Origin of the sequence: Methylorubrum podarium (assembly GCF_040270385.1) — a bacterium.
Classification (GTDB): Bacteria; Pseudomonadota; Alphaproteobacteria; order Rhizobiales; family Beijerinckiaceae; genus Methylobacterium; species Methylobacterium podarium.
In genome coordinates this window covers 66,819-90,911 of record NZ_JBELQE010000084.1, presented here as the reverse complement: position 1 = coordinate 90,911, position 24,093 = coordinate 66,819, and the positions used below count along the sequence as shown (strand labels likewise).

Here is a 24,093-nt window from a genome sequence, read left to right as displayed (position 1 = left end):
CCCTGGTGTCCGATCCCCGGTTGCGGCGGTCAAGCGCGGCCTTGTCACCCGCGCGGCGGCCGGATCGGTCCGGAGAAGCCCGCGCTCGCGCCGTCCCGCAGCTCGAGCCAGAGGAAGCGGGCCGGATCGACCGGCCCCGGCAGGGTGAGCCGGCCGGCGGGCACCGGCGCGAAGCCGAAGCGGCGGTAGTAGGGCGCGTCGCCGACGAGGACGACGAGACCGTGCCCGGCGGCGCGGGCGGCGTCGAGGCTCGCCCGCATCAGGCTCGTGCCGATGCCGCGATCGGAAAAGCTCGGATCGACGGTGAGCGGCCCGAGCACGAGCAGCGATCCGCCCTCGGCCTCGGCCGGACCGATGCGGACGGAGCCGACGAGGTAGGTGCCGACCAGCGCGGTCAGGCAGAGATCGGAGAGGGGCGCCGCGCCCTCGCGCAGGCGATAGGCGGTGCGGGCGAAGCGGCCGGGACCGAAGGCGCGGGCATGCAGCCGCTCGATCGCCGCGGCGTCGTCCGGATGCTCGGGGCGGATGACGAGGGGGAGGGCGGTCACGGGTCGGCGTCCGGCGGCGGGTGCGCGCCGATAGCAGGCCGCCGGTTTCCCGGCAAACCGCGCGCCGTCACGCCCCGCGGGCGGAGAAGTCGATGCGCGGATCGATCCAGGTATAGGTCAGATCGGACAGGAGGTTCACGGCGAGGCCGAGCAGGGAAAAGATGTAGAGCGTGGCGAACACGACCGGATAGTCGCGGCCGACGATGGAGTTGAAGGACAGGAGCCCGAGCCCGTCGAGGGAGAAGATCGTCTCGATCAGCAGCGAGCCCGTGAAGAAGGCGGTGATGAAGGCGCCGGGGAAGCCCGCGATGACGATCAGCATCGCGTTGCGGAAGACGTGGCCGTAGAGGACGCGGCGCTCGCTCACGCCCTTCATGCGGGCGGTGACGACGTATTGCTTGCGGATCTCGTCGAGGAACGAGTTTTTCGTCAGCAGGGTCGAGGTGGCGAAGGCGCCGAGCACGAGGGCGGAGAGCGGCAGCACCAGGTGCCACGCGTAGTCGACGAGCTTGCCCCAGAGGCTCAGCGACTCGAAATTCTCGGAGGTGAGGCCGCGTAAGGGGAAGATCTGCAGGAAGGAGCCGCCCGCGAACAGGATCACGAGCAGGATGCCGAACAGGAAGCTCGGGATCGCGTAGCCGATGATGACGACGGCGGAGGTCCAGACATCGAAGCGCGAGCCGTCGGCGACCGCTTTGCGGATGCCGAGCGGAATCGAGATCGCGTAGGAGATCAGCGTCATCCACAGGCCGAGCGAGATCGAGACCGGCAGCTTCTCCTTGATCAGCTCCAGCACCGACACGTCGCGGAAGTAGCTGCGGCCGAAATCGAAGCGGAGATAGTCCCACAGCATCTTGCCGAAGCGTTCGTAGGCGGGCTTGTCGAAGCCGAACTGCGCCTCAAGCTTCTTGATGAAGGCGGGGTCGAGCCCCTGCGCACCGCGGTACTTCGACGTCTCGCCGCCGCCACCCCCGCCGCGGGTCACCCCGCCGCCGAGATCGCCCTGGCCGCCGGTGATGCGCGAGAGCGAGCCTTCCTGCTGGCCCTGAAGCTGGGCCAGCACCCGCTCCACCGGGCCGCCGGGGGCGAACTGGATGATGGCGAAGGTGATGAGCATGATCCCGAAGATGGTCGGAATCATCAGGGCGAGGCGGCGCAGGATGTAGGCGAGCATGAATGGTCCTCAGCCCCGGCCGATCCGGCGCGCCTTCGCCTCGTCGTACCACCACAGGCCGGGCACGCCGAGCCCGTAGGCCGGCAGCTTGGCCGGGCGGCCGAACATGTCCCACAGGGCGAGGCGGTACTCCGGCGAGTACCACATCGGGATCCAGTAGCGGCCGGCCCGAAGAACCCGGTCGAGGGCGCGGCAGGCCACGGTGAGGCTCGCCCGCGACTCCGCGTTGGCGATCCGGTCGAGCAGGGCATCGACCACCGGGTCGGCGATGCCGGCGAGGTTGTTGGAGCCTTGGATCGCCGCCGCGCGCGAGCCGTAGGCCTCGCGCAGCTCCGGCCCCGGCGTCGCGTCGCCGGAGGCGGCGCGGGCGGTAACGTCGAAGTCGAAGTCGCGCACCCGCGCCTGGTACTGCGCGGCATCCACCGCCCGCTGGCGCGCCTTGATGCCGATCAGCCCGAGATTGCGGATGAAGGGCTGGACGATGGGCTCCCACACGGAATCGGAATCGAGGAACTCGAACTCGATCGGCTTGCCGTTCGCCAACCGGAGGGCGCCGCCCTCGCGGGTGCAGCCCGCCTCCTTGAGGAGCGCCACCGCGCGGGCGAGCAGCGCCCGGTCCTGGCCCGACCCGTCGGGAACCGGCGGCGTCCAGGCCTCGCCGAACACCTCCGCCGGTATCTGTCCGCTGAAGGGTTCGAGCAGGGCCAGCTCGTCGGCCGACGGCTTGCCCGTCGCCATCAGGTCGGTCTTCTGGAAGAACGAGACCGTCCGCTCGTAGGCCCCGAACATCGCCGTGCGGTTGGTCCAGGGGAAGTCGAAGCACAGGCCGATCGCCTCGCGCACGCGCGGATCCTTGAACACCTCGCGGCGGGTGTTGAAGAACCAGCCCTGGATGGCGGCGGGCGCGGTGTCGGGCAGGGTCTCGCGCTTGACGCGGCCCTCGCGCACGGCAGGGAAGTCGTAGCCCGTCGCCCAGATCCGCGAGGTGAATTCCTGGCGGTAGGTGAAGGCGCCGCCCTTGAACGCCTCGAAGGCCACCTGCCGATCGCGGAAATACTCGTAGCGGAGCTGATCGAAGTTGTTCTGCCCGACCATGACAGGCAGGTCCGCGGCCCAGTAATCGGTCACGCGCTCCAGCTCGATGAACCGGCCGATATCGATCCGCCCGACCTGATAGGGGCCGGAGCCGAGCAGCGGCTGCAGCGTCTGCGCCTCGAAATCACGCCCCTCGAAGTAGGACGCCGAGAAGATCGGCAGCCCGGCGACGATCAGCGGCAGGTCGCGGCTGCGGCCGGCGGCGAAGCGGACGACCAGAATGTCGTTGCCCTCCGCCGTCGCCTCGGCGACGTCGCGGATCACCTGCGAGATCGTCGGATGGCCCTTCTCCTTGAGGATATTGAGGGAGAAGGCCGCGTCCCGGGCTGTCAGGGTCGAGCCGTCGTGGAAGCGCGCCTGCGGACGCAGGGTGAAACGGTAGATCAGGCCGTCGGGGCTGATCTCGACCGAGCGGGCGACGAGGCCGTAGAGCGCGTCCGGCTCGTCGAGCGCGCGCACCATCAGGCTGTCGAAGGTGAGGTTGATCCCAGCCGCGCCATTGCCGCGGAAGACGTAGGGGTTGAGCGTGTCGAAGGTGTCGAACGCCTGATTGCCGAAGGTCTGGACGATCTGCGTCGAGAAGCGCCCACCCCGCGGCGCCATCGGGTTCACGTAGTCGAAGTTCGGAAAGTCAGGTGCGTATTTCAGTTCGCCGAAGCTCGACAGCCCGTGGGCGGCGCGCGTCCCCTCGGCGCGGGGAGACCGGGGCAGGGCGCTCGCGAGGGCCAGCACCCCCGTCCCGAGGACGACGCCGCGGCGGGTCGCGCCCGCGCTCATCCCCGTCGTCATCGCGGTGCCCCCGTCTTGGTGGCGAGCGCCTCGTCGTACCACCAGGTCGTCGGGAAGCCCGAGGCGCCGTATTTCGGCAGGATCGCCGGACGGCTGAAACGGTTCCAGCGGATCGTCCGCGTCACCGGCGAGGACCATTGCGGCACCACGAAGTTGTGGGCGAGCAGGGCCCGGTCGAGGGCATGCGTCGCCGCGACCAGGGTCTCGCGATCCTGCGCGAAGATCACCTTCTCGATCAGCGCGTCGATGCCCGCATCCTTGATCCCGGCGACGTTGCGCGAGCCCGGCTTGTCGGCGGCGGCCGAGCCCCAGTACTCCCGCTGCTCGTTGCCGGGGGAGAGCGATTCCGGCCAGCTCGACGTCGTGACGTCGAAATCGAAGCTGCGCAGGCGGTTCTGATACTGCGCCTGATCGATCACCCGGATCGAACTCTCGATGCCGATCAGCTTGAGCTGCGCGGCGTAGGGCAGGATCACCCTTTCGAACACGTTCTGGAATTCGAGGAACTCGACGGTCAGCGGCTCGCCGGTCGCCTTGGAGACCATCTTGCCGCCCTTGAGCTCGTAGCCGGCCTCGCGCAGCAGGCCGACCGCCTTGCGCAGGTTGGCGCGGACGGCCTCGGGCGTGTCGTTGACCGGGTTGGTGTAGGTCTCGGTGAAGACGCGCCCGGGCAGCTTGTCCTTCACGCTCTCCAGGATCACCTTCTCCAGGCCATCGGGCAGGCCCGACGAGGCGAGGTCCGAGCCGTAGAAGTAGGAATCGATCCGGCTGTAGAGACCGTAGAAGAGCTGCCGGTTCATCTCCTCGAAATTCAGGGCGAGGTTGAAGGCGCGGCGCACCCGTTCGTCCTTGAACTTGTCCCGGCGCAGGTTGAACACGAAGGCCTGCATGATGCCGGTGCCGCGGCCGGGGAATTCCTCCTTGATGAGGCGTCCCTCCTTCACCGCCGGGAAGTCGTCGTAGGCGGTGGCCCAGTTGCGGGCGATGTTCTCGGAACGGAAGTCGTAGAGGTCGCCCTTCAGCGCCTCCAGCAGCACCGACCCATCGCGAAAATACTCGAAGCGGACCGTGCCGAAATTGTTGCGGCCGCGGCTCACCGGCAGGTCCTTGCCCCAGTAATCCGCCACGCGCTCGTAGACGGCCGAGCGCCCGGCATCGATCTTGGCGAGGCGGTAGGGGCCGGAGCCCAGCGGGATCTCCAGCGTCGTCTCGGTGGCGTTGCGCGGCTTGCCGTTCTTGTCGGTGCCGGTCCACCAGTGCTTGGGCAGCACCTGCATCTGGCCCAGCACCTGCGGCAGCTCGCGGTTGCCGGCCTCGCTGAAGCGGAAGACGACCTCGCGCTCGGCCCCCGGCTCGGCCTTGGTGACGGTGTGATAGTAGGCGGCGTAGAACGGGCTGTTGGCCTTCAGCGTGTCGAAGGACCAGATCACGTCCTCGACGGTGACCGGCTTGCCGTCGTGCCAGCGCGCGTTCGGCCGCAGGCGATAGGTGACCGACTTGCCGTCCTCGGCGATCCGCACGCCCTCGGCGAGGAGCCCGTAGGAGGAGAACGGCTCGTCGCCGGAATCCTCCATCAGCGTGTCGTAGATCTGGGTGATCCCGCCTTCGAGATCGCCTTTGAGGCCGTTGACGATGAAGTTGAGGTTGTCGAAACCGCCCTGGGCTCCGAGCCGCACCACGCCGCCGACCGGCGCCTTCGGATCGGCATACTCGAAGTGCTGGAAGTCCGGGCCGTATTTCGGCTCGCCGAGCAGGGTCAGGGCGTGGCGCCAGGTGCCGGGGGCCTCCTGCGCCGAGACCTTCGAGGCGGATTCGGCGGGCTCCTGGGCCGAGGCGGGGCCGCGCAGCCCCAGGAGAACGAGCGCTCCGGCGAGGAAGCTGCGGCGAGCGATTACGGCGTTTTCCGTCACGTTGGCGCGGTCTCCCGGTCCCGTGAGAAGGACAGTCGGGCGCCGTTCTAGGACGAGGCCGGGGCCGGCGCCAACCCGCCGCGAGCGCGCAGGGGCGCCGCCGGGGCAAGCGTGACGTGAAAAAGGCCGGGCTGCAGGGCCCGGCCTTTCAGGAAACTCGCTGGCGTCCTGCCTTACGGCTTCGGCGCGTCGGGATCGGCCTTGGCCGGAGGCTCGGTCGCCGGCGTGGTCTCGGAGCCGGGGCTCGCCTTGGACGGGATGTCGCTCGACGGCTTGGCCACGGGAGGCTGGGTCGGGGCGACCTCGTTCTGCTGCGGCTGAACCTGCGGCGCCGGGACCGGACGGGCGGTGTCCTTGCCGTCGCCGGACTGGGTGTCGCCCTTCGGCGCGTTGGTCTGGGGCGCCTTCTCCTTGTTGCCGGTCGCGCTCTCGACCGGCCTCTCCTCGGCCTTGCCGGAAGCCTTGCTCTTGTCGTCCGCCTTCTTGTCCTCGGCCTTGCCCTCCGCCGGCTTGGGGGCATCCGCCTTCTTGTCGCCCTCCGGCGCGGTCTCGGCCTTCTTCTCGGCGGCCGGCAGCGGCTTCGGGCTGTCCGCGAGGGTGCGCAGATAGGCGATGACGTTGGCGCGCTCGGCCGGCGAGCTGATGCCGGCAAACGCCATCTTGGTGCCCTTCACGTAGCCCTTCGGGTTCTCGAGGAAGTGGTCGAGATCCTCGTAGGTCCAGTTGCCGCCCTTCTCCTTGAGAGCGGCGGAATAGTCGAAGCCCTCGTGATGGGCCTTCTGGCGCTCGACGATCTCCCACAGATCGGGGCCGACCTTGTTGGGGCCGCCCTTCTCGAAGCTGTGGCAGGCCTGACAGGCCTTGGTACCGCCCTTGCCCTTGTCGGCGTCGGCGCTGGCGAGCCGAACGGCGATGGGCTCGGCCTTCGGCGCGGCGGCCGTCTCCGCGCTTTTCGGCGCCGGCTCTTCCAGGAGGTAGCCCGCCCCGTCGGCGGCTTTGGGATGATAGATCAGCTCCGCCACGAAGCCCGACCCGACCGCGAACAGGAGGGCACCCAAGACTGCGCCCGCGACCTTGTTCAGCTCGAAGGAATCCATGCTCGACAGCTCCGGCGCACGGGATCAGGACCCGGCGGATGAGGGCCCGACGGGCTGACGCCGGACTTTGGAGGATTTCAAGGGTGCTTAGCCGCTCGGGCCCGATCTTGACAATGGGCCTCGCGCGCTGCGCGCTGTCGCATACCGTTATTCCTCACAGATGCCGTGCGCGCGGGCCGCGCCCGTTGCAGCCCTGCCGCACCCGAAGGCGAGGCAAGGGAGGGAGAGGACCGGCCATGACAAGCCGGACGGCCGCTGCTAGAGCCGCCCCTGTCCGTTTCGCCCGATGCTCGTCGCACCGCTGTCATGTCCGATCCCCTGATCCTGATACCGGCCCGCCTCGCCGCGACCCGGCTGCCGTCGAAACCGCTCGCCGAGATCGCGGGGGAGCCGATGATCGTGCATGTCTGGCGCCGCGCCGTGGAGGCGGGGATCGGCCCCGTGGTGGTCGCCACCGACACGGACGCGATCGCCGCGGCGATCGAGGGGCAGGGGGGGCTGGCGGTGATGACCCGGCCCGATCACCCCTCCGGCTCCGACCGCCTCGCGGAGGCGCTCGAGATCGTCGATCCGGACGGCAACCACGACGTCGTCGTCAACGTGCAGGGCGACCTGCCGACCATCGACCCGGCGGTCATCGCCGCGTCGGTGACGCCGCTGGCCGACCCGCAGGTCGATATCGCCACCCTCTGCGCGGTGATCCATAGGCCCGAGGAGATGGACGACCCGAACGTCGTCAAGATCATCGGCCACACGGTCGGACCCAACCGCCTGCGCGCGCTCGCCTTCACCCGCGCCCGCGCGCCCTGGGGCGACGGACCGCTGTTCCACCATATCGGCCTCTATGCCTATCGCCGGAAGGCGCTGGCCCGGTTCGTCGCCCTGCCGCAGGGCGAGCTGGAGCGGCGCGAGAAGCTCGAACAGCTCCGCGCCCTGGAGGTCGGCATGCGCATCGACGCGATGATCGTCGAGGATCTGCCGCTCGGCGTCGACACCCCCGCCGACCTGGAGCGCGCCCGCACGCTGCTCGCCATCCGCCGCCTGAACTGAAGCCGCTGAAGCACCGATGACCGACCGCACCATTGCCTACCAGGGCGAGCCCGGCGCCAACTCGCACATCATCTGCTCGCAGGCCTATCCCGGCTGGACCGCGCTGCCCTGCGCCACCTTCGAGGACGCCTTCGCCGCGGTGAACGAGGGCAAGGCGTCCCTTGCGATGATCCCGATCGAGAATTCGATCGCCGGCCGGGTCGCCGATATCCATCACCTGATCCCGACCTCGCGCCTGCACATCATCGCCGAGCACTTCCTGCCGATCCATTTCCAGCTGATGGTCCTTCCGGGCGCGGCGGCGGAGGGCCTGACGAGCGTGCACAGCCACGTCCACGCGCTCGGCCAGTGCCGCCGGATCATCCGGCGCCTCGGCCTCAAGGCGGTGGTGGCCGGCGACACCGCCGGGGCTGCCCGCGAGGTGGCGGAGGCGGGAGACCCGACCCGCGCGGCGCTCGCCCCGGCCATGGCGGCGGAGGTCTACGGGCTCGACATCCTGGAGCGCGACGTGGAGGACGAGGCGCACAACACGACGCGCTTCGTCGTGTTCTCGCCGGAGCCCGCCGAGGTCGAGCCGGGCAACGGGCCGACGGTGACGAGCTTCATCTTCAAGGTCCGCAACATTCCGGCGGCGCTGTACAAGGCGCTCGGGGGCTTCGCCACCAACGGCGTCAACATGTCGAAGCTCGAGAGCTACATGGTCGAGGGTCAGTTCACCGCGACCCAGTTCTACGCCGAGGTCGACGGCCATCCGGAGGATGACGGCCTGCGCCGGGCGCTCGAAGAGCTGCGCTACTTCTCGAAGGAGCTGCGCATCATCGGCACCTACCCGGCCCACCCGTTCCGCGAGACCACGCGGCAGGCGGCGGAGTAGCGAAGGGGACACAAAAAAGGCCAGCGCGCATGGGGGCCGGCCTTTCTCGCTCTCGACGCTCAGCAGAAGATCATGAGGCGTCGGCGGGCTTGTCCTTGCCGCCATCGGGCTTCGGGCCGCCCTTGGAGACGCCGACGAGGGCCGGGCGCAGGGTCCGGTCGCCGATGACGTAGCCGGTCTGCACCACCTGGACCACGGTGCCGTTCGGAACCTCGGTGTCGGGCACCTCGAACATCGCCTGATGCCGGTTCGGGTCGAAGCGCTGGCCCTTCGGATCGACCACCTTCACGCCGTGGCGCTCCAGCGTCTTGGCGAGATCCCGCTCGGTCAGCTCGATGCCCTCGATCAGGGCCTTGAACGCGCCGTCCGCGCTCGCGCGGGCATCGGCCGGCACGCTGTCGAGGGCGCGGCGGATGTTGTCGGCGGCGTTGAGCATGTCGCGGGCGAAGTTCGTCACCGCGTAGGTGCGGGCGTCGGCGACCTCGCGCTCGGTGCGGCGGCGCAGGTTCTCCATCTCGGCCAGCGTGCGCAGCAGGCGGTCCTTGAACTCGTCGCGCTCGGCGATCGCGGCAGCAAGCCCTTCCGCATCCGCGCCCGCGATCGGAGCGGCGGGCTGCGGCGGAACCTCCGCCTCCGCGCCGTTGTGCCGCTCCTGCTTCTCCATGTCGTCAGCCATCATCGTGCGATCGATCAGGTCTCGAAGTGTTCCGGGATGCGGCTGATATCATTCGGGCAAACCGCGAAATCAAGCGAGAGCGAGCCAAACGACAGGGCAATCGCTCGAAAGCGATCACCCTGGTTCTTTGTTGGCCTCAGTCGCCGGCGCCCGCCTCCGCGGGCTTAGGCTTTCGCTCCGCTCGACGCCTCGGCAAAGCCGAGGCCCGCTCCGCGCGGCGCTCTTCGCGCCGCGAAGCCGCTCACACGGCTTCGAGCGATCGCCCTGGGCCATCGCCTACAACTCCCGCGGCGGCGGCGAATCGACCAGCGCGTCGAGCCCCTCGGCGCGGAGCGCGGCGACGTCGCTGGCGAACACCTCCATCACCGCGGCGCGGATCATTGCGAGCCGGTCGGGCTGCACCACGCGGGTGCCGGTGAGGTCGGTCACGTAGAAGACGTCCACCGCCCGCTCGCCGAAGGTCGCCACATGTGCCGAGGTGATGTTGAGGCTCAGGCGATTGAGCGCGGTGGTCAGCTCGTAGAGCAGGCCCGGCCGGTCGAGGCCGGTGATCTCCACCACGGTCTCGCGGCTCGACAGGGCGTTGTCGATCGACACGTCCGGCGGCACGAGGAAGGTCTTGGGCGGCTGCTTCGGGTGCTTGTCGGCGACGAGTTCGGCGATCTTGATCTCGCCCTTGAGCGCGCGCTCGATCGCCGTGGCGATGCGGCCGGCGCGGCGCAGCTCGTCCTCGTCCCGCTCGAAGGCGCGGGAGATGAAGATCGAGTCGAGGGCGAAGCCGTCGGTCGTGGTGAAGATCTGCGCGTCGACGATGTTGCCGCCGGTCGTCGCGCAGGCGCCGGTGATGATGGCGAGCAGGCGCGGGTGGTCCGGCGAGTAGACCGTCAGCTCGGTCACGCCGCGGACCGGATCGGTCTCGTAGGTGGTGGCGCTGGTGCGGCCCTCCTCCATCACCGTGCGCAGGAAGCGGGCGTTCTTGTAGTGGCGCGTGGTGTCCACCTTGAGCCAGTAGGCCTGATTGTGGCGCGCGGCGTAGGCGTCGAAGGTGTCGGTGTGCCAGTCCGAGAGCTGCTCGCGCAGCGCCATCTGGATCAGCCGCACCCGGTCGGTGCGGGCGATCTCCGAATGGCCGCCGGAGAGCACCACCTCGGTCTCGTCGTAGAGGGTGCGCAGCAAAGTGCCCTTCCAGGCGGTCCACACGCCGGGGCCGACCGCCTTGATGTCGGCGACGGTGAGGATCGCGAGAAGCTTCAGCCGCTCCAGGCTCTGCACCTCGCTCGCGAATTTCTCGATCGTCCGGTGGTCGGAGAGGTCGCGGCTCTGCGCCGTCATCGACATGAGCAGGTGGTGCTCGACGAGCCAGGACACCGTCTCGGTCTCGGCCTGGCTCAGCCCGAAGCGCGGGCCGAGCTTGCGGGCGATGGCCGCGCCGGCGATCGAGTGATCCTCCGGCCGCCCCTTGGCGATGTCGTGCAGCAGGATCGCGACGTAGAGGGCGCGGCGGTTGTGGATCGTGTCGATGAGGCGCGAGGCCAGCGGGTGCTCCTCGCGCACCCGGCCGGAATCGATCGCCGCGAGCACGCCGATCGAGCGCAGCAGGTGCTCGTCCACCGTGTAGTGGTGGTACATGTTGAACTGCATCATCGCGACGATGCGCCCGAATTCCGGGATGAACCGGCCGAGCACGCCCGCCTCGTTCATCGACCGCAGGATCGTCTCCGGCGCGTTCTTCGAGGTCAGCATGTCGAGGAAGAGCCGGTTGGCCTCCGGGTCGACGCGCACCGCGTGGGTGATCAGCCGGAGCGAGCGGCTGGCGAGCCGCGCCGCATCCGGATGGATCGGCAGGTTGTGCCGGTCGGCGAGCCAGAACAGGCGGATCAGGTTGACCGGATCGCGCTCGAACGCGTCCTCGCCGCGGATGTTGACCCGGCCGTTGTCGATCCAGAAATCCTCCGCCTCGATCGAGGTGGCGCGGAAGCGGTCGCGGAAGCGCCCGATCCAGCGGTCGAGCACCGGCGTGCGCTTGGCGTGGCGCGCTTCGAGCTCGGCGCAGACGATGGCGGTGAGGTCGCCGACATCCTTGGCGATGAGGAAGTAGGCCTTCATGAAGCGCTCGACGCCCGACAGCCCGCCGCGGGCGCCGAAGCCGAGCCGCTCGGCGATCTTGGGCTGAAGCCCGAAGGACAGCCGCTCCTCGGCCCGGCCGGTGACGAAGTGGATGTGGCAGCGCACCCGCCACAAAAACTCCTCGCAGCGCTCGAACAGCTTGTACTCGTCGGGCGTGAACAGGCCGGCATGGATCAGCTCGACCTGATCGCGCACCCGGTAAGTGTATTTGGCGATCCAGAACAGGGTGTTGAGGTCGCGCAGGCCGCCCTTGCCGTCCTTGACGTTGGGCTCGACGAGGTAGCGCGAGGCCCCCGCCTTGGCGACGCGGGCGTCGCGCTCCCGCAGCTTGGCGTCCACGAACTCTGACGCCGAGCCGATCACGAGTTCCGTATCGAAGCGCGTCACCAACTCCTCGAAGAGATGGCGGGAGCCGAAGAGGAAGCGGGATTCGAGCAGAGCGGTGCGGATCGTCATGTCCGCGCGGCCCTCGCGCAGGCATTCCTCGACCGAGCGCGTGGCGTGGCCCACCTTCAGCTTCAGGTCCCACAGCACGTAGAGCATCGCCTCGACGACGCTCTCGGACCACGCCGTCTGCTTGTAGGGGAGCAGGAACAGGAGATCGATGTCCGAGCCGGGCGCCATCGTCCCGCGCCCGTAGCCGCCGGTGGCGACCACCGCGAGCTGTTCGCCGGTGGACGGATTGTCGTTCGGGTAGAGGCGCCAGACCACGGCGTCGTAGATCGCCCGCACCACCGCGTCGGTGAGCCGGCTCAGCCGCTGCGCGCAGGCGATCCCGTCCCGTTCCTTCATCAGAAGGCGCTCGGCCTCCCGATGGCCGGTCTCGATCACCTTGCGGAGTTCGGGGACGAGCAGGCCTCGCAGCTTGGTCGGTTCGCGGGCGTCGCGGTCGAGCGAGGCGACGATCTTGTCCAGGACGGGAACGGGGTCGAACATGGCCGTTCCGTTAGCATGTAAAGCCAGGATCGGCATCGGTCGGTTGCGTGCAACCCACTCGTTCTGTTCTGCGAATTTTTCGTTTGACGAAACGAACGTCACTGTTCTAGCCATCGTTCGGATCCGCGCATCAAGCCGGACCGACGAGGGAGACAGCCGCATGATCCGACGCCGCACCGTCCTGTCCGCCTGTGCCGGATTGCTCGGCCTCCTCGCGGCCGGCTCGGAGCTGCGGGCCGCCGACGTCTCGGAGATCCGGCTCGACTGGGCGACCTACAATCCGGTCAGCCTCGTCCTGAAGGAGAAGGGCTTTCTCGAAGAGGCGCTGAAGGCCCGCGGCATCAAGGTGCGCTGGGTCCAGTCGCTCGGCTCCAACAAGGCGCTGGAATTCCTGAACGGCAGCGCCATCGATTTCGGTTCGTCGGCCGGCGCGGCGGCGCTCCTGGCACGCATCAACGGCAACCCGGTCAAGGTCGTCTACGCCTATTCGCGGCCGGAATGGACCGCGCTCGTCACGCGCAAGGAGACCGGGATCACCAAGCCCGCCGACCTCAAGGGCAAGCGCATCGCGGTGACCCGGGGCACCGATCCGCACATCTTCCTGATCCGCGCGCTCCAGAGCGCCGGACTGACCGAGAAGGACGCCAAGCTCGTCCTGCTGCAGCACGCCGACGGCCGCACGGCGCTCGACCGCGGCGACGTCGATGCCTGGGCCGGCCTCGACCCGATGATGGCCGCCGCCGAGATCGAGAGCGGCGGCGTGCTGTTCCACCGCGATCCGAGCGCCAACACCTGGGGCGTGCTCGACGTGCGCGAGGATTTTGCCAAGGCGCATCCCGAACTCGTGAAGGTCGTCATCGCGGCCTACGAGCAGGCCCGCGCCTACGCGCTGGCCAACCCCGACGCCCTGAAGAGCGCGCTCGTCGCCGCCACCAAGCTGCCGGAGGCGGTGATCGCCAAGCAGATCGAGCGCACGGACCTGAGCCAGCCCGCACTCGGTCCGGCCCAGGCCGACAGCATCCGCGCCGCCGGCCTCGCCCTGCAGCAGGCCGGTGTCATCCCCGCCTCCACCGACGTGGCGGCGGCGGTGGACGGGCTGATCGATCCGCAGTTCAATCCGGCCCCGACCCGCTGATGCCGGTGCGGCCGCACGGCTCCGCCGGGCCGCGGTTCCGGTGAGCCGAGAGACCGGTACGAGAGTGGTATGAGTGCTCCGGCGATCCTGTCCTCCGAGGAGGAGCAGCCCGTTTCGTCCGCCCCTTCCCGGCGCTCCGCCGTCCTCGGCGGCGGCGCGCGGCTGGCGCTCGGCCTGCTGCTGCCGCTCCTCCTCGCGCTCGGCTGGGAGGTTGCGGTCGCGACGGGGCTCTCGTCCGGGCGCCTGCTTCCACCGCCGAGCCGGATCGGGGCCGCGCTCTGGACGCTCGCGGCCTCCGGCGAACTCTGGATGCATGTCGAGGCGACCCTGATCCGCGTCGGCCTCGGCTTCGCCTTCGGCGCGAGTGCCGGCATCCTCGCGGGCGCGCTCACCGCGACGCTGCCGCCCCTGCGCTGGCTGGTCGATCCGAGCCTTCAGGCCCTGCGCGCCGTGCCGTCGCTTGCCTGGGTTCCGCTGTTCATCCTCTGGTTCGGCATCCTCGAGACGCCGAAGGTGGCGCTGATCGCGGTCGGCGTGTTCTTCCCCGTCTATATCGGGGTTGCCGGCGCCATCGCCTCGGTCGATCGAAAGCTGGTGGAGGTCGGCCGCATCTTCCGCCTCTCGAAGGCGGCGCTCGCCCGGCGCATCCTCCTGCCGGCCGTGCTGCCGGCGACGCTGACGGCACTGCGCACCGGGCTCGGCCTAGGCTTCCTGTTCGTGGTGGCCGCCGAGCTGATGGGCGCGTCGGAAGGGCTCGGCTACCTGCTCCTCGACGGCCAGCAATTCAGCAAGCCCGACCAGATCCTGGCCGCGATCATCAGCTTCGCCGTCGTCGGCAAGGCGGCCGATGCGGGGCTCGTCGCGCTCACCAATCCGCTGGTGCGCTGGCAGGATACGGCGCGGGAGACGCTGTGAGGCGACGGATGACGGGCTGGACCGCCTTCGGTAAGGTATCGCCATGACCCGCGATGACGTGATCTGTCGGCTGCGCTCCGTGGAAGACGATCTCCGCGCGCACGGGGTCGCGGCCCTGTTCCTGTTCGGATCGCGGGCGCGGGACGAGGCGCGGCCCGATTCCGACCTCGATCTCTTCATCGACCCGGCCGACGAGGACAGCTTCGGGCTCACCGCCTTCGATGAATCCTACGCCGTGGTCGAGCGCGCCTTCCCCGGCATCCCGGTCGGCTACTCGACGCGCGACGGCCTGGTCCCGGTCTTCCGCCCCTACATCGAGCGACAGGCGATCCGGATCTTCTGATGGATTCCGCCAAGCTGCCCGAGGTGCGGCTCCAACATATCCTCGAACAGATCGACGGCATCCTCGCGGCGACGCGGGGACGGTCGTTCGAGGAGATCCAGGGCAACTTCCTCTACGAACGGGCCGTCGAGCGGGCCGTCCAGATCATCTCGGAGGCGGCCAAGGAACTCCCGGCCGAACTCCGCGAGAGGCATGCCGACGTGCATTGGCAGCCGATCATTCGGATCGGCAATCTCTTGCGGCACGAGTATTACCGGATCCGGTCTCGTGACATGTGGGAGATCGCCTCCGTCTATCTGCCGGTCCTCCGCCCCGTGATCGAGCGCATGCTCGCCGAGTTCGACGCTTGATCTTTCCGGTACGATTTCTGCCGCGACCATGCTGAGCATCCAGAACCTCTCCAAGACCTACGCCAACGGCACCCGCGCCCTCGACGGCATCGGTCTCGACGTGCCGAATGCCGAGATCGTCGCGCTGATCGGCGGTTCGGGCTGCGGGAAGACCACGCTCCTGCGCCTCATCGCCGGGCTCGACCGGCCGAGCGCCGGCCGGATCGCGCTGGACGGCGAGCCGATCACCGGGCCTCATCCCGGCGTCGGCCTCGTGTTCCAGGAGCCGCGCCTGCTGCCCTGGCTCGATGTCGCCGGCAATGTCGGCTTCGGCATCGATCACCTGACGCGGCGAGAGCGGAGGGACCGCGTCGCCCACGCCCTGGAACGGGTCGGCCTCGCCGAGCATGCCGGGCGCTGGCCCCGCGAATTGTCGGGCGGGCAGCAGCAGCGCGTCTCGATCGCCCGCGCCTTCGTGGCCAACCCGCGCGTCCTCCTTCTCGACGAGCCGTTCTCGGCGCTCGATGCCTTCACCCGCAAGGATCTCCACCGCCATCTCCTGGCCCTGTGGGAGGAGGTGCGGCCGACGGTGCTGATCGTCACCCACGACGTCGCCGAGGCGGTGGCGCTCGCCGACCGCGCCATCGTCATGCGCCCGCGTCCCGGCCGCCTCGACGACACGGTGGCCCTGCCGATGCGGAGGCCGCGCGATCCGGCCGCGCCGACGAGCGAGGCGGCCACGCGCACGATCCTCTCGGCCCTCGACCATTCCCTGCGCCCGCGCGATGCCTCCCATGCGCCGGCACTGGCCGGCGGCAGCTCGTTCTGAGGTGTCGCGGGGGTGGGAAAGCCGCTAAGCCCGGCCCGGTCAGAAGAAACGGAGGAACTCCATGGACGCCAACGCCCTGCGCGCTCTCCAGGCGCCGCTGAAGAACAAGTACCGCGAGACGCCGGATTCCGCCGTCATCACCCTGAAGGCGAAGGGTGCGCTCGACGACACCAGCATCGCCTGCAAGGTCGAGACCGGCCGCGCGCTGGCGGTCGCCGGCCTGCACCCCGCCACCGGCGGCTCGGGCGCCGAACTCTGCTCCGGCGACATGCTGCTCGAAGCTCTCGTCGCCTGCGCGGGCGTGACCGTGAAGGCGGTGGCCACCGCCCTCGAGATTCCGCTCAAGGCCGGCACGGTCAGCGCCGAGGGCGACCTCGACTTCCGCGGCACGCTCGGCGTCGACAAGGAGGCGCCGGTGGGCTTCCGCGCGATCCGCCTGACCTTCGACCTCGACACTGACGCGCCCCAGGAGAAGCTTGACCAGCTCCTGAAGCTCACCGAGCGCTACTGCGTGGTGTTCCAGACCCTCAACCACAAGCCGGAATTGTCGGTGAACGCCTCGCGCTCCTGAGGCGCGAAGCTTATCTATCGCGCGTCATGCGCCTGCTCATCATCGAGGACGACCGCGAGGCCGCCGCCTATCTGGTCAAAGCGTTCCGGGAAGCCGGGCACGCCGTGGACCATGCCGGCGACGGCCTCGACGGCTACGCGCTCGCCCGCGAGGGCGATTACGACGTGCTGATCGTCGATCGCATGCTGCCGAAGCTCGACGGGCTCTCGCTGGTGCGTTCCTTACGCGAGCAGGCGATCGCCACGCCGGTCCTGATCCTGTCGGCACTCGGCCAGGTGGACGACCGGGTGAAGGGCCTGCGGGCGGGCGGCGACGACTACCTGCCCAAGCCCTACGCCTTCTCCGAGCTTCTTGCCCGCACCGAGGTGCTGGCCCGCCGCCGCGCGGCCGCGGCCGGCCCCGGCGAGGCCACGGCCTACCGGGTCGGCGACCTCGAACTCGACCGGCTCTCGCACCGGGTGACGCGGGCGGGCCGCGAGATCGTGCTGCAGCCGCGCGAGTTCCGGCTGCTCGAATACCTCATGCGTCATGCCGGCCAGGTCGTGACCCGGACGATGCTGCTGGAGCATGTCTGGGACTACCACTTCGATCCGCAGACCAACGTCATCGACGTCCACGTCTCGCGCCTGCGCGCGAAGATCGACCGCGGCTTCGACCGCCCGATGATCCACACGGTGCGCGGTGCGGGCTACGTAGTCCGGCCGGACGAGCCGCAGCCCTCGTGAGCCCCGCCGCGCCGCCGCCGCAGGACGGGCTCCTCGCGCGTCTCGGAAAGATCTTCCGCACGACGGCGTTCAAGCTCTCGCTCGCCTATCTCGTGCTGTTCGCGGTGCTGGCCTCGCTCGGGCTCGGCTACGTCGCCTGGAACGCGCGGCGGGTGCTCGACGACCAGATCGTCTCGACCATCGATGCCGAGATCAACGGGCTATCGGAGCAGTACACCGCGGGGGGGCTGCGCCGCATCATCGCGGTGGTGGAGCGGCGAGCCAAGGAGCCGGGGGCCTCGCTCTACCTCGTCACCACGCCGGCCGGCGAGCACATCGTCGGCAATGTCAGCCGCGTGTCGCCCGACATCCTGGCCCGGCCCGGACAGTACGAGGGCTATTACGGGCGCGGCTCCGAATCGGACCAGGGCGAGCACCGCGCGATCATGCGCGTCTTCAACCTCGCCGGCGGCTTCCGCCTCCTCGTCGGTCGCGACACCGAGGAGCGCGACCGCCTGCGCGCGGCGATCGGCAACACCTTCGGCTCCTCGCTGGCACTGGTGGTGGTGCTCGGCGTTCTCGGCGGCTGGTTCGTGGCGAGCCGCGTCCTGAAGCGCGTGGACGACATGACCGAGACGACCCGCACCATCATGGCGGGCGATCTCGACGGGCGCTTGCGGGTCGCCGGCACCGGGGACGAGCTCGACCGCCTCGCGCAGAACCTCAACCTGATGCTGGAACGCATCGGCGAGCTGATGCGCGGCATGAAGGAGGTCTCCGACAACATCGCCCACGATCTCAAGACGCCGCTCACGCGCCTGCGCAACCGGGCCGACGAGGCCCTGCGCAGTGCCGAGACGCCGGAGGCCCTGCGCGCGGCGATCGAAGGGGTGATCGAGGACAGCGACGGGCTGATCCGCGTGTTCAACGCGCTGCTCACCATCGCCCGCCTGGAGGCCGGCAACGCGCCGGACAGCGTCCGCCGCTTCGATGCCGGAGAGGTGGCGCGGGAGGTGGTCGAACTCTACGAGCCGCTCGCCGAGGACAGGGGCCTGAGCCTGAGCGTCCAGGCCGAGCCGGATCTGATCCTCGACGGGAACCGCGAACTGGTGGGCCAGGCCATCGCCAACCTCATCGACAACGCCATCAAGTACGGCGCCCGGTCCGCCGCATCCGATCCGCAGGAGATCACGGTCGCCGCGGGGCGCACCGGCGACATGATCCGGCTCACCGTCGCGGATCGCGGTCCCGGCATTCCGGAAGGCGAGCGCGGGCGCGTCCTCGACCGCTTCGTGCGTCTCGACGCCGCCCGCTCGCGCCCCGGCTTCGGCCTGGGTCTCAGCCTCGTCAACGCCGTCGCCCGGCTGCACGGCGGCCGCCTCGAGCTCGCCGACAACCGGCCGGGGCTCGCCGTCACCCTGAGCCTGCCGGCCGGCGCGTCTTAGCGGGCTCAGTTCAGGAAGTTGCGGACGCCGTCGGGGTTGGCGAGCGTCGTCAACGGGCTGCCGGGCAGAGCCAGAACCGCCAGCACGACCGCTAATGTGACCGTCGCAAGCCCCAGCGCTGCCCCGAGCCGCTGTGGGTCGAACCGACGGCTCGCGATCAGCGCGCAACCGGCCGTGAAGATGGCGGCCTCGGCGAAGGAAATCAGGTTGGTGCTGCTCATCGACTCGCTTTCGTCCCGGGTCGCCGCATCGTTCGCCGGAGATAGCACGAGACCATGACGCGCCGGCACGCCGGGGGACAACCGGTGATCGGCCGGACTGCTTCCGGTCCCTCGGGACAGGATGACGACCGAGCCGAAAAAGTTCGGTTAAGACATGGCGTAATGGGGCGATCAGGCCCCCGATCAATCCTTGCACGCCGGACCTCGCGAGTGGCGCAACGTCATGGTCGGCCCTGCATCATGCTACTTGTCGTCGTAACTCAGACTTAACATAGAGCAGTTATCGGATGGGCATGGCTTGTCCGAGGATGGATCGCGGCGTTGAATCGATGTCGGGTGAGAGGATCCAGGCTCAATCTTCGGCTCTCTTCCCCGCGCGAGTTTGGCTGCCGCCCATGGCCGTCCTGATGTTGAGCCTGCTCGGTGCCGCATGGCTCGGAAATCCGGTCGCCGAGCGGGGTCAGCCGGTCGCGGCATTGTTTCCCCCCTGGTGGGATTCGGCTCGCAGCCTCGGCGCGGCCGCGACCGCCGGCGGAGCCGTTTTGACGCTCGGTCGGCTGCCGGGGCTCGTCGTGACCCGATCGTCCGCCCCCGGCTTCGTCGAGCGCCTGCGAGCGGGCGGCGCCCTCTTTCTGTTCGATCCCCGCGGGGTCGGCCTCTGCACGCCTGCCCGAGCCCGGCGCCCCGAAGGGCGGCGCCTCGAAGACGAGCGTTCCTGAGACCGACGACCCGAGAGCCACGACTTGAAAGTGACGACCATGACCGTCTCCCGTCCGCGCGATCTCGACAGCCTGCGCCGTGCCGTGAGCCGCGGCCTCGTCGCCCTGCTCTGGCTGCATGTCCCGCTCAACGTCGCCGTCGCGGCGTATCTCGGCAACGCCGTCTGGGTGCAGGGGCTGATGGCGTTCGGTCTTGCCGCGGCAGCGACCGCCGCGTGGCGGATCAACGGCGACGGGCTCGCGACGCGTCTGACCGTCGCGGTGGCGGTGATCGGCATGGTGGCGCTGTTGCTGGATGCCGCGGCCGGCCATCGTTGGCAGCTCGACCTGCACATGTACTTCTTCGCCGCCCTGGCGGTGCTCTCCGCCTATTGCGACTGGCGGGTGCTGGTCGCCGCCGCCGGCGCGACCGCGCTCCACCATCTCGGCCTGAACCTGATGCTGCCGGCGGCGGTCTATCCGGACGGAGCCGACCTCGGCCGGGTAATGCTGCATGCCGTCATCGTCGTGCTGGAGACGGCCGTCCTCGCCTGGCTCAGCCTGCAACTCGCCTCCTTGTTCTCGGTCTCGGCCCGCTCGCTCGCGGAGGCCGAGGCCGCACGCGCCGCGGAGAGCGAGGCCCATGCGCGTCAGAGCGCGGCCGAAGCGGAGCTGCGCGCCGCCCGCCGCCGCACCGCCGACGAGATGGCCGAGCGGTTCGAGAGCAGCGTGAACGGCCTCGTCCGAGAGGCCGCCGAGTCCGCCAACCGGGTGCGGCAAGCCTCGCAGGATCTCTCCGCCGCCGCGGGCGACGCCGCCCGTCGCACGGCGGCCCTGTCCGCCGCCTCGCAGGAGACCGCCGCCGACGTGCAGGGCGTGGCGGCGGCGGCCGGCACGCTCTCGGCCACCGTGCGGGAGATCGGAAGCCACATGGCCCGCGCCGCCGAGGTGGCGGGCCGGGCGACCCAGGAGGCGGGGCAGACCGACGAGACCGTGCGCGCCCTGGCCGAGGCGGCCCAGCGCATCAATCAGATCGTGCTGCTCATCGGCACCATCGCCGAGCAGACCAATCTGCTCGCCCTCAACGCGACGATCGAGGCGTCGCGCGCCGGCGCCGTCGGACGCGGGTTCGGTGTCGTGGCGGGCGAAGTGAAGGCGCTCGCGACCCGCACCGCCCGCGCGACGCAGGAGATCGAGGCGCAGATCCTCGCGATCCAGGATCAGACGGGGCAGGCGGTCGCCGCCATCGGCCGGATCGGCGGAACGATCGAGGAACTCGGCAGCATCACCCGCTCGGTTGCCGCGGCCGTAGAAGGGCAGGGGGCGTCCACCGCCGCCATCGCCGACAGCGCCGAACGGGCGGCCCTGCGGACCGGGGCCGTCTCCGACAACCTCGACGGTCTCGCCCGTTCCGCTGATCTCACCGGCACCGCCGCCGCGGCCGGTCTCGACGCCTCCGAACGCCTGGCCGGCGAGTGCGACGCGCTCGCCGCGACCGTCCGCGACTTTGTCGGCACGCTTCGCGCCGCCTGAACGCGGGAGCTCCGTCTCGCCGCTTCCGCCCCGTTCCGTCCGAAACGCCCTTGGCAGACGGGCGATTGCGCGTTTGATGGGCAAAACGCGCGTTCCGGCGGCGACGCGGGCGCCTCGAAGCGAGAAGGCACGGCATGGGCAGGCGAAACGACGGGTCTTCCGCCCGCGACGACGGCACGTCCGCCCTGATCGCTCGGTTGGGGCAAGCGCCGCCGCTCTCGAACCCCGAAACGGCACGAGCCCGCTTCGGCGAGATCGCCGACGCGCTCCCCGCGCCGATGCGCGAGGGTCCTGCCAGCGACATTCTGGCGGCGCTCGCCGACCACTCGACCTTCCTCTGGTCGCTCGCCGCGCGCGATCCCGCCCGCCTCGCCCGCCTCTTCGACGAGGCACCGGAGGCCGCCGACGCCCGGCTCGTCGCGGCGCAGCGCGCCGCCGGCCGGGCGGGGGAGGGCGCGGCGCCCGATCTCGACGCGATCGGCAAGACCCTGCGCCGGAACCGGGCCGAACACGCGCTCTTGGTGGCGCTCGCCGATATCGGCGGCATCTGGCCCCTGGAGCGGGTGACCGCCGCGCTTTCCGACTTCGCCGACGCCTCCGTCTCGGCGGCCGTCGATGCGATGCTGCTCCAGGCTGCCGCCTCCGGGCGCTTCCTGCCCAAAGATCGGAACGATCCGCAGGTCGGCTCGGGCCTCGTCGTGCTCGGATTGGGCAAGCTCGGCGGGCGCGAGCTTAATTATTCGAGCGACATCGACCTGATCGTCTTCTTCGATCCCGAGGCCGCTTCGCTCAAGGAGGGGCTGGAGCCGACGCCGTTCTTCACCAAGCTGGCGCAGGGCGTCTCGAAGCTGCTGCAGGAGCGCACCCGCGACGGCTACGTCCACCGCGTCGATTACCGCCTGCGCCCCGACCCTGGCTCGACGCCGACCGCCATGAGCCTCGCCTCGGCCTACGTCTATTACGAGACCATGGGGCAGAACTGGGAGCGGGCGGCCTTCATCAAGGCCCGCGCCATCGCCGGCGACATTCCCGTCGGCGAGCGGTTCCTGGCCGACCTCACCCCATTCGTCTGGCGTAAGTACTTCGATTTCGCGGCGATCGCCGACGTCCACGCCATGAAGCGGCAGATCCATGCCGTGCGCGGCCACGAGGCGCTGGCGGTCGCCGGCCACGACATCAAGCTCGGCCGCGGCGGCATCCGCGAGATCGAGTTCTTCGTCCAGACCCAGCAGCTCGTCTTCGGCGGCCGTCGGCCGATGCTGCGCGGGCGCTCCACTGTGCCGATGCTGGGAAGCCTGCACGAGGACGGCTGGATCTCGGCGCAAGCGCGGGACGAACTCGCGGACGCCTACGCCTTCCTGCGCACGGTCGAGCACCGCCTGCAGATGGTGCGCGACGAGCAGACCCAGCGCCTGCCGACTGATCGGACCGAGCTCGAAGCCTTCGCGCGTTTCGCCGGCTATCCCGACCTCGCCGGCTTCGAGGCGGCCCTGCTCGCCCATGCCCGCCGGGTGCAGGCGCATTACGCGCTGCTGTTCGAGGCCGGGCCCGACCTCTCCTCCGATGTGGGCGATCTCGTCTTCAGCGGTGCCGCCGACGACCCGGCGACGCTCGCCACCCTGCGCAGCCTCGGCTTTCGCGACCCGGAGCGGGTCACCGACACCGTCCGCGGCTGGCATTTCGGACGCCGCGCGGCCGTGCGCAGCCCGCGCGCCCGCGAGGTGCTGACCGAACTCGTCCCCGCCCTGCTCAAGGCGCTCGCGGGCACGCCCGATCCGGACGCCGCGCTCGCCAACCTCGACCGCGCCTTCGGCCGCATGCCGGCGGCGGTGGAGCTCCTGACCATCCTGCGCGAGCACGAGCGCCTGCGGCTGCTCTTCGCCGACCTGCTCGGCAGCGCCCCGCGCCTGGCGGGAACCGTCGCCTTCTCGCCGCACGTGCTGGACGCGGTGATCGATCCCGAATTCGGCGATCCGACGGTGGATGCGTCGGCGATTGCCGCGCATTACCGCGCCCTCCTCGGCCAGCCCGACAGCCACGAAGCGTTCCTCGACCGCAGCCGCGACGCGGCCCGGCAACTCCGCTTCCTCACTGGCGCGCGGCTTCTCTCAGGCATCCTGACGCCGCAGGCGGCGGGCTGCGCCTTCTCGGCGATCGCCGACGCCGCCGTCGCCACCGCCCTGGAGGCCGTGTCGAAAACCTTCTTCGCGGATCATGGCCCGATCCCGAAGGGCCGCATCGTCGTCCTCGGCTACGGCCGGCTCGGCTCGCACCAGCTCACGGCGGAATCCGACCTCGATCTCGTGGTGCTCTACGACTTCGACCCGGAGGACCGCACCAGCACCGGCCCGAAGCCCCTCGATGCAGCGGTGGCCTACAACCGGCTGACCCAGCGCCTCGTCGCGGCGCTCACCGCCCCGACCCGGCGCGGCCTGCTCTACGAGGTGGATCTTCGCCTGCGTCCCGGCGGCGGCCAGGGCGCGACGGCGGCGCAGTTCCGCAGCTTCCGCGCCTACCAGCGGGACGAGGCCGAGCTGTGGGAGCACATGGCGCTCACCCGCGCCCGCGTCATCGCCGGCGACGCGAGCCTCGCCGAGGAGGCGCAATCGGTGATCCGCGAGGCACTGATGCAGGCGCGCGACCCGGAGGCGGTGAACCGCTCCGTGCGCACCATGCGCGCCACGGTCGAGGACGAGAAGGGCGATCACGGCCCGCTCGACCTCAAGCTCAGCCCCGGCGGTCTGCTCGACCTCGACTTCCTCGCCCAGGCCCTCGTGCTCGGCCATGCCCACGGCCATCCCGAGCTGATCGGGCGCGATGCCCCCGAGGTGATCGCGCGGGCGGCGCAGGCCGGGCTCGTGCCGGCCGACGAGGCGGAGCAGCTCGTCGACGCCTACCGCCTCCTCGACGACGTGCACCACTGGCAGCGCCTGATGGTCGAGGGCGACCCGACGCAGGCATCCGACGTGGCGCTCGCCCGCCTCGCCCGCGCCGCCAACCTGCCGGACGCCAAGGCGCTCAGCGCCCGGCTCGACGAGGAGCGTCGGGGGGTGCGCCAGGTCTTCGACCGCCGGCTCGGCGAGCCGGATTGACG

21 protein-coding genes are annotated in these 24,093 nt (G+C 70.0%); 13 read left to right on the top strand and 8 right to left on the bottom strand.

Going from position 1 to position 24,093, the window contains the following annotated elements; genetic code table 11:
- Window positions 1–44: 44 nt before the first annotated feature.
- The 5 genes from ABS772_RS15395 to ABS772_RS15375 all read right to left on the bottom strand — a co-directional run bounded on the left by ABS772_RS15395 (window position 45) and on the right by ABS772_RS15375 (window position 6,613).
- On the bottom strand, window positions 45–548 hold the full coding sequence (locus tag ABS772_RS15395) for a GNAT family N-acetyltransferase (RefSeq protein ID WP_350395718.1): 504 nt from the start codon (window positions 546–548) through the stop codon (window positions 45–47).
- Between the two features lie 67 nt (window positions 549–615).
- Complete coding sequence (locus ABS772_RS15390) at window positions 616–1,722, bottom strand: microcin C ABC transporter permease YejB (protein ID WP_350395717.1); 1,107 nt, start codon at window positions 1,720–1,722, stop codon at window positions 616–618.
- A 9-nt stretch (window positions 1,723–1,731) separates the two neighbouring features.
- Window positions 1,732–3,594: an extracellular solute-binding protein gene (locus ABS772_RS15385; RefSeq protein WP_350395808.1), complete on the bottom strand. Its 1,863-nt coding sequence runs from the start codon at window positions 3,592–3,594 to the stop codon at window positions 1,732–1,734.
- Between the two features lie 8 nt (window positions 3,595–3,602).
- Entirely contained in the window at window positions 3,603–5,516 is a 1,914-nt protein-coding gene (locus ABS772_RS15380; RefSeq protein WP_350395716.1) for an extracellular solute-binding protein, read from the bottom strand.
- Between the two features lie 173 nt (window positions 5,517–5,689).
- Window positions 5,690–6,613 carry a c-type cytochrome gene (locus ABS772_RS15375; RefSeq protein WP_350395715.1) on the bottom strand — a complete coding sequence of 308 codons (924 nt, stop codon included), beginning with the start codon at window positions 6,611–6,613 and terminating at the stop codon, window positions 5,690–5,692.
- A 306-nt stretch (window positions 6,614–6,919) separates the two neighbouring features.
- Here ABS772_RS15375 and ABS772_RS15370 point away from each other — a divergent pair, with 306 nt between their 5' ends.
- A complete protein-coding gene (locus ABS772_RS15370; RefSeq protein ID WP_350395714.1) occupies window positions 6,920–7,663 on the top strand; it encodes a 3-deoxy-manno-octulosonate cytidylyltransferase in 744 nt (247 codons plus the stop codon).
- A gap of 16 nt (window positions 7,664–7,679) precedes the next feature.
- Window positions 7,680–8,537 (top strand): prephenate dehydratase, encoded by an 858-nt coding sequence (locus tag ABS772_RS15365; protein WP_238253554.1) that lies wholly within the window; start codon window positions 7,680–7,682, stop codon window positions 8,535–8,537.
- A gap of 70 nt (window positions 8,538–8,607) precedes the next feature.
- On the opposite strand, the gene grpE is transcribed toward ABS772_RS15365, so the two are convergent.
- Window positions 8,608–9,216: a nucleotide exchange factor GrpE gene (gene grpE / locus ABS772_RS15360; protein WP_350395713.1), complete on the bottom strand. Its 609-nt coding sequence runs from the start codon at window positions 9,214–9,216 to the stop codon at window positions 8,608–8,610.
- A gap of 273 nt (window positions 9,217–9,489) precedes the next feature.
- Window positions 9,490–12,312 (bottom strand): [protein-PII] uridylyltransferase, encoded by a 2,823-nt coding sequence (locus ABS772_RS15355; RefSeq protein ID WP_373875114.1) that lies wholly within the window; start codon window positions 12,310–12,312, stop codon window positions 9,490–9,492.
- A gap of 124 nt (window positions 12,313–12,436) precedes the next feature.
- Here ABS772_RS15355 and ABS772_RS15350 point away from each other — a divergent pair, with 124 nt between their 5' ends.
- From ABS772_RS15350 to ABS772_RS15315, 8 genes are all read left to right on the top strand, one after another.
- The gene (locus ABS772_RS15350) at window positions 12,437–13,411 is read left to right on the top strand and encodes an aliphatic sulfonate ABC transporter substrate-binding protein (RefSeq protein ID WP_350395712.1); all 975 of its coding nucleotides are present in this window, start codon (window positions 12,437–12,439) and stop codon (window positions 13,409–13,411) included.
- Window positions 13,412–13,480: 69 nt separating this feature from the next.
- Complete coding sequence (locus ABS772_RS15345) at window positions 13,481–14,326, top strand: ABC transporter permease (RefSeq protein WP_350395711.1); 846 nt, start codon at window positions 13,481–13,483, stop codon at window positions 14,324–14,326.
- 79 nt (window positions 14,327–14,405) lie between these two features.
- On the top strand, window positions 14,406–14,669 hold the full coding sequence (locus tag ABS772_RS15340; RefSeq protein WP_350395710.1) for a nucleotidyltransferase family protein: 264 nt from the start codon (window positions 14,406–14,408) through the stop codon (window positions 14,667–14,669).
- Entirely contained in the window at window positions 14,669–15,019 is a 351-nt protein-coding gene (locus ABS772_RS15335; RefSeq protein ID WP_350395709.1) for a HepT-like ribonuclease domain-containing protein, read from the top strand. The genes ABS772_RS15340 and ABS772_RS15335 overlap by 1 nt, the downstream gene beginning before the upstream one ends.
- Before the next feature lie 28 nt (window positions 15,020–15,047).
- Window positions 15,048–15,827, top strand: a complete 780-nt coding sequence (locus ABS772_RS15330) for an ABC transporter ATP-binding protein (protein ID WP_350395708.1) — start codon at window positions 15,048–15,050, stop codon at window positions 15,825–15,827.
- Window positions 15,828–15,888: 61 nt separating this feature from the next.
- Window positions 15,889–16,398, top strand: coding sequence for an OsmC family protein (locus ABS772_RS15325; RefSeq protein ID WP_238253564.1), 510 nt, complete (start codon window positions 15,889–15,891; stop codon window positions 16,396–16,398).
- Between the two features lie 26 nt (window positions 16,399–16,424).
- Complete coding sequence (locus ABS772_RS15320) at window positions 16,425–17,123, top strand: response regulator transcription factor (RefSeq protein ID WP_238253565.1); 699 nt, start codon at window positions 16,425–16,427, stop codon at window positions 17,121–17,123.
- Window positions 17,120–18,547: a HAMP domain-containing sensor histidine kinase gene (locus ABS772_RS15315; RefSeq protein WP_350395707.1), complete on the top strand. Its 1,428-nt coding sequence runs from the start codon at window positions 17,120–17,122 to the stop codon at window positions 18,545–18,547. The genes ABS772_RS15320 and ABS772_RS15315 overlap by 4 nt, the downstream gene beginning before the upstream one ends.
- A 5-nt stretch (window positions 18,548–18,552) precedes the next feature.
- Here the strand turns inward: ABS772_RS15315 and ABS772_RS15310 are convergent, their stop codons facing one another.
- Window positions 18,553–18,768, bottom strand: a complete 216-nt coding sequence (locus tag ABS772_RS15310) for a hypothetical protein (protein WP_350395706.1) — start codon at window positions 18,766–18,768, stop codon at window positions 18,553–18,555.
- Window positions 18,769–19,163: 395 nt separating this feature from the next.
- On the opposite strand from ABS772_RS15310, the gene ABS772_RS15305 reads away from it, so the two are divergent.
- The 3 genes from ABS772_RS15305 (at window position 19,164) to ABS772_RS15295 (ending at window position 24,091) form a co-directional block, all read left to right on the top strand.
- Window positions 19,164–19,487, top strand: a complete 324-nt coding sequence (locus tag ABS772_RS15305) for a hypothetical protein (RefSeq protein ID WP_350395705.1) — start codon at window positions 19,164–19,166, stop codon at window positions 19,485–19,487.
- A 39-nt stretch (window positions 19,488–19,526) separates the two neighbouring features.
- The gene (locus tag ABS772_RS15300) at window positions 19,527–20,999 is read left to right on the top strand and encodes a methyl-accepting chemotaxis protein (RefSeq protein WP_350395807.1); all 1,473 of its coding nucleotides are present in this window, start codon (window positions 19,527–19,529) and stop codon (window positions 20,997–20,999) included.
- Window positions 21,000–21,133: 134 nt separating this feature from the next.
- The gene (locus ABS772_RS15295; RefSeq protein ID WP_350395704.1) at window positions 21,134–24,091 is read left to right on the top strand and encodes a bifunctional [glutamine synthetase] adenylyltransferase/[glutamine synthetase]-adenylyl-L-tyrosine phosphorylase; all 2,958 of its coding nucleotides are present in this window, start codon (window positions 21,134–21,136) and stop codon (window positions 24,089–24,091) included.
- The last annotated feature ends 2 nt before the right edge of the window (window positions 24,092–24,093 follow it).

Coding starts and splice junctions, on each gene's coding strand:
- ABS772_RS15390 (WP_350395717.1), bottom strand. CDS start 1,722: ATGCTCGCCTACATCCTGCGCCGCCTCGCCCTGATGATTCCGACCATC.
- ABS772_RS15385 (WP_350395808.1), bottom strand. CDS start 3,594: ATGAGCGCGGGCGCGACCCGCCGCGGCGTCGTCCTCGGGACGGGGGTG.
- ABS772_RS15375 (WP_350395715.1), bottom strand. CDS start 6,613: ATGGATTCCTTCGAGCTGAACAAGGTCGCGGGCGCAGTCTTGGGTGCC.
- ABS772_RS15370 (WP_350395714.1), top strand. CDS start 6,920: ATGTCCGATCCCCTGATCCTGATACCGGCCCGCCTCGCCGCGACCCGG.
- ABS772_RS15365 (WP_238253554.1), top strand. CDS start 7,680: ATGACCGACCGCACCATTGCCTACCAGGGCGAGCCCGGCGCCAACTCG.
- grpE (WP_350395713.1), bottom strand. CDS start 9,216: ATGATGGCTGACGACATGGAGAAGCAGGAGCGGCACAACGGCGCGGAG.
- ABS772_RS15355 (WP_373875114.1), bottom strand. CDS start 12,312: ATGCCGATCCTGGCTTTACATGCTAACGGAACGGCCATGTTCGACCCC.
- ABS772_RS15350 (WP_350395712.1), top strand. CDS start 12,437: ATGATCCGACGCCGCACCGTCCTGTCCGCCTGTGCCGGATTGCTCGGC.
- ABS772_RS15345 (WP_350395711.1), top strand. CDS start 13,481: ATGAGTGCTCCGGCGATCCTGTCCTCCGAGGAGGAGCAGCCCGTTTCG.
- ABS772_RS15335 (WP_350395709.1), top strand. CDS start 14,669: ATGGATTCCGCCAAGCTGCCCGAGGTGCGGCTCCAACATATCCTCGAA.
- ABS772_RS15330 (WP_350395708.1), top strand. CDS start 15,048: ATGCTGAGCATCCAGAACCTCTCCAAGACCTACGCCAACGGCACCCGC.
- ABS772_RS15325 (WP_238253564.1), top strand. CDS start 15,889: ATGGACGCCAACGCCCTGCGCGCTCTCCAGGCGCCGCTGAAGAACAAG.
- ABS772_RS15320 (WP_238253565.1), top strand. CDS start 16,425: ATGCGCCTGCTCATCATCGAGGACGACCGCGAGGCCGCCGCCTATCTG.
- ABS772_RS15310 (WP_350395706.1), bottom strand. CDS start 18,768: ATGAGCAGCACCAACCTGATTTCCTTCGCCGAGGCCGCCATCTTCACG.
- ABS772_RS15305 (WP_350395705.1), top strand. CDS start 19,164: ATGGCCGTCCTGATGTTGAGCCTGCTCGGTGCCGCATGGCTCGGAAAT.
- ABS772_RS15300 (WP_350395807.1), top strand. CDS start 19,527: ATGACCGTCTCCCGTCCGCGCGATCTCGACAGCCTGCGCCGTGCCGTG.
- ABS772_RS15295 (WP_350395704.1), top strand. CDS start 21,134: ATGGGCAGGCGAAACGACGGGTCTTCCGCCCGCGACGACGGCACGTCC.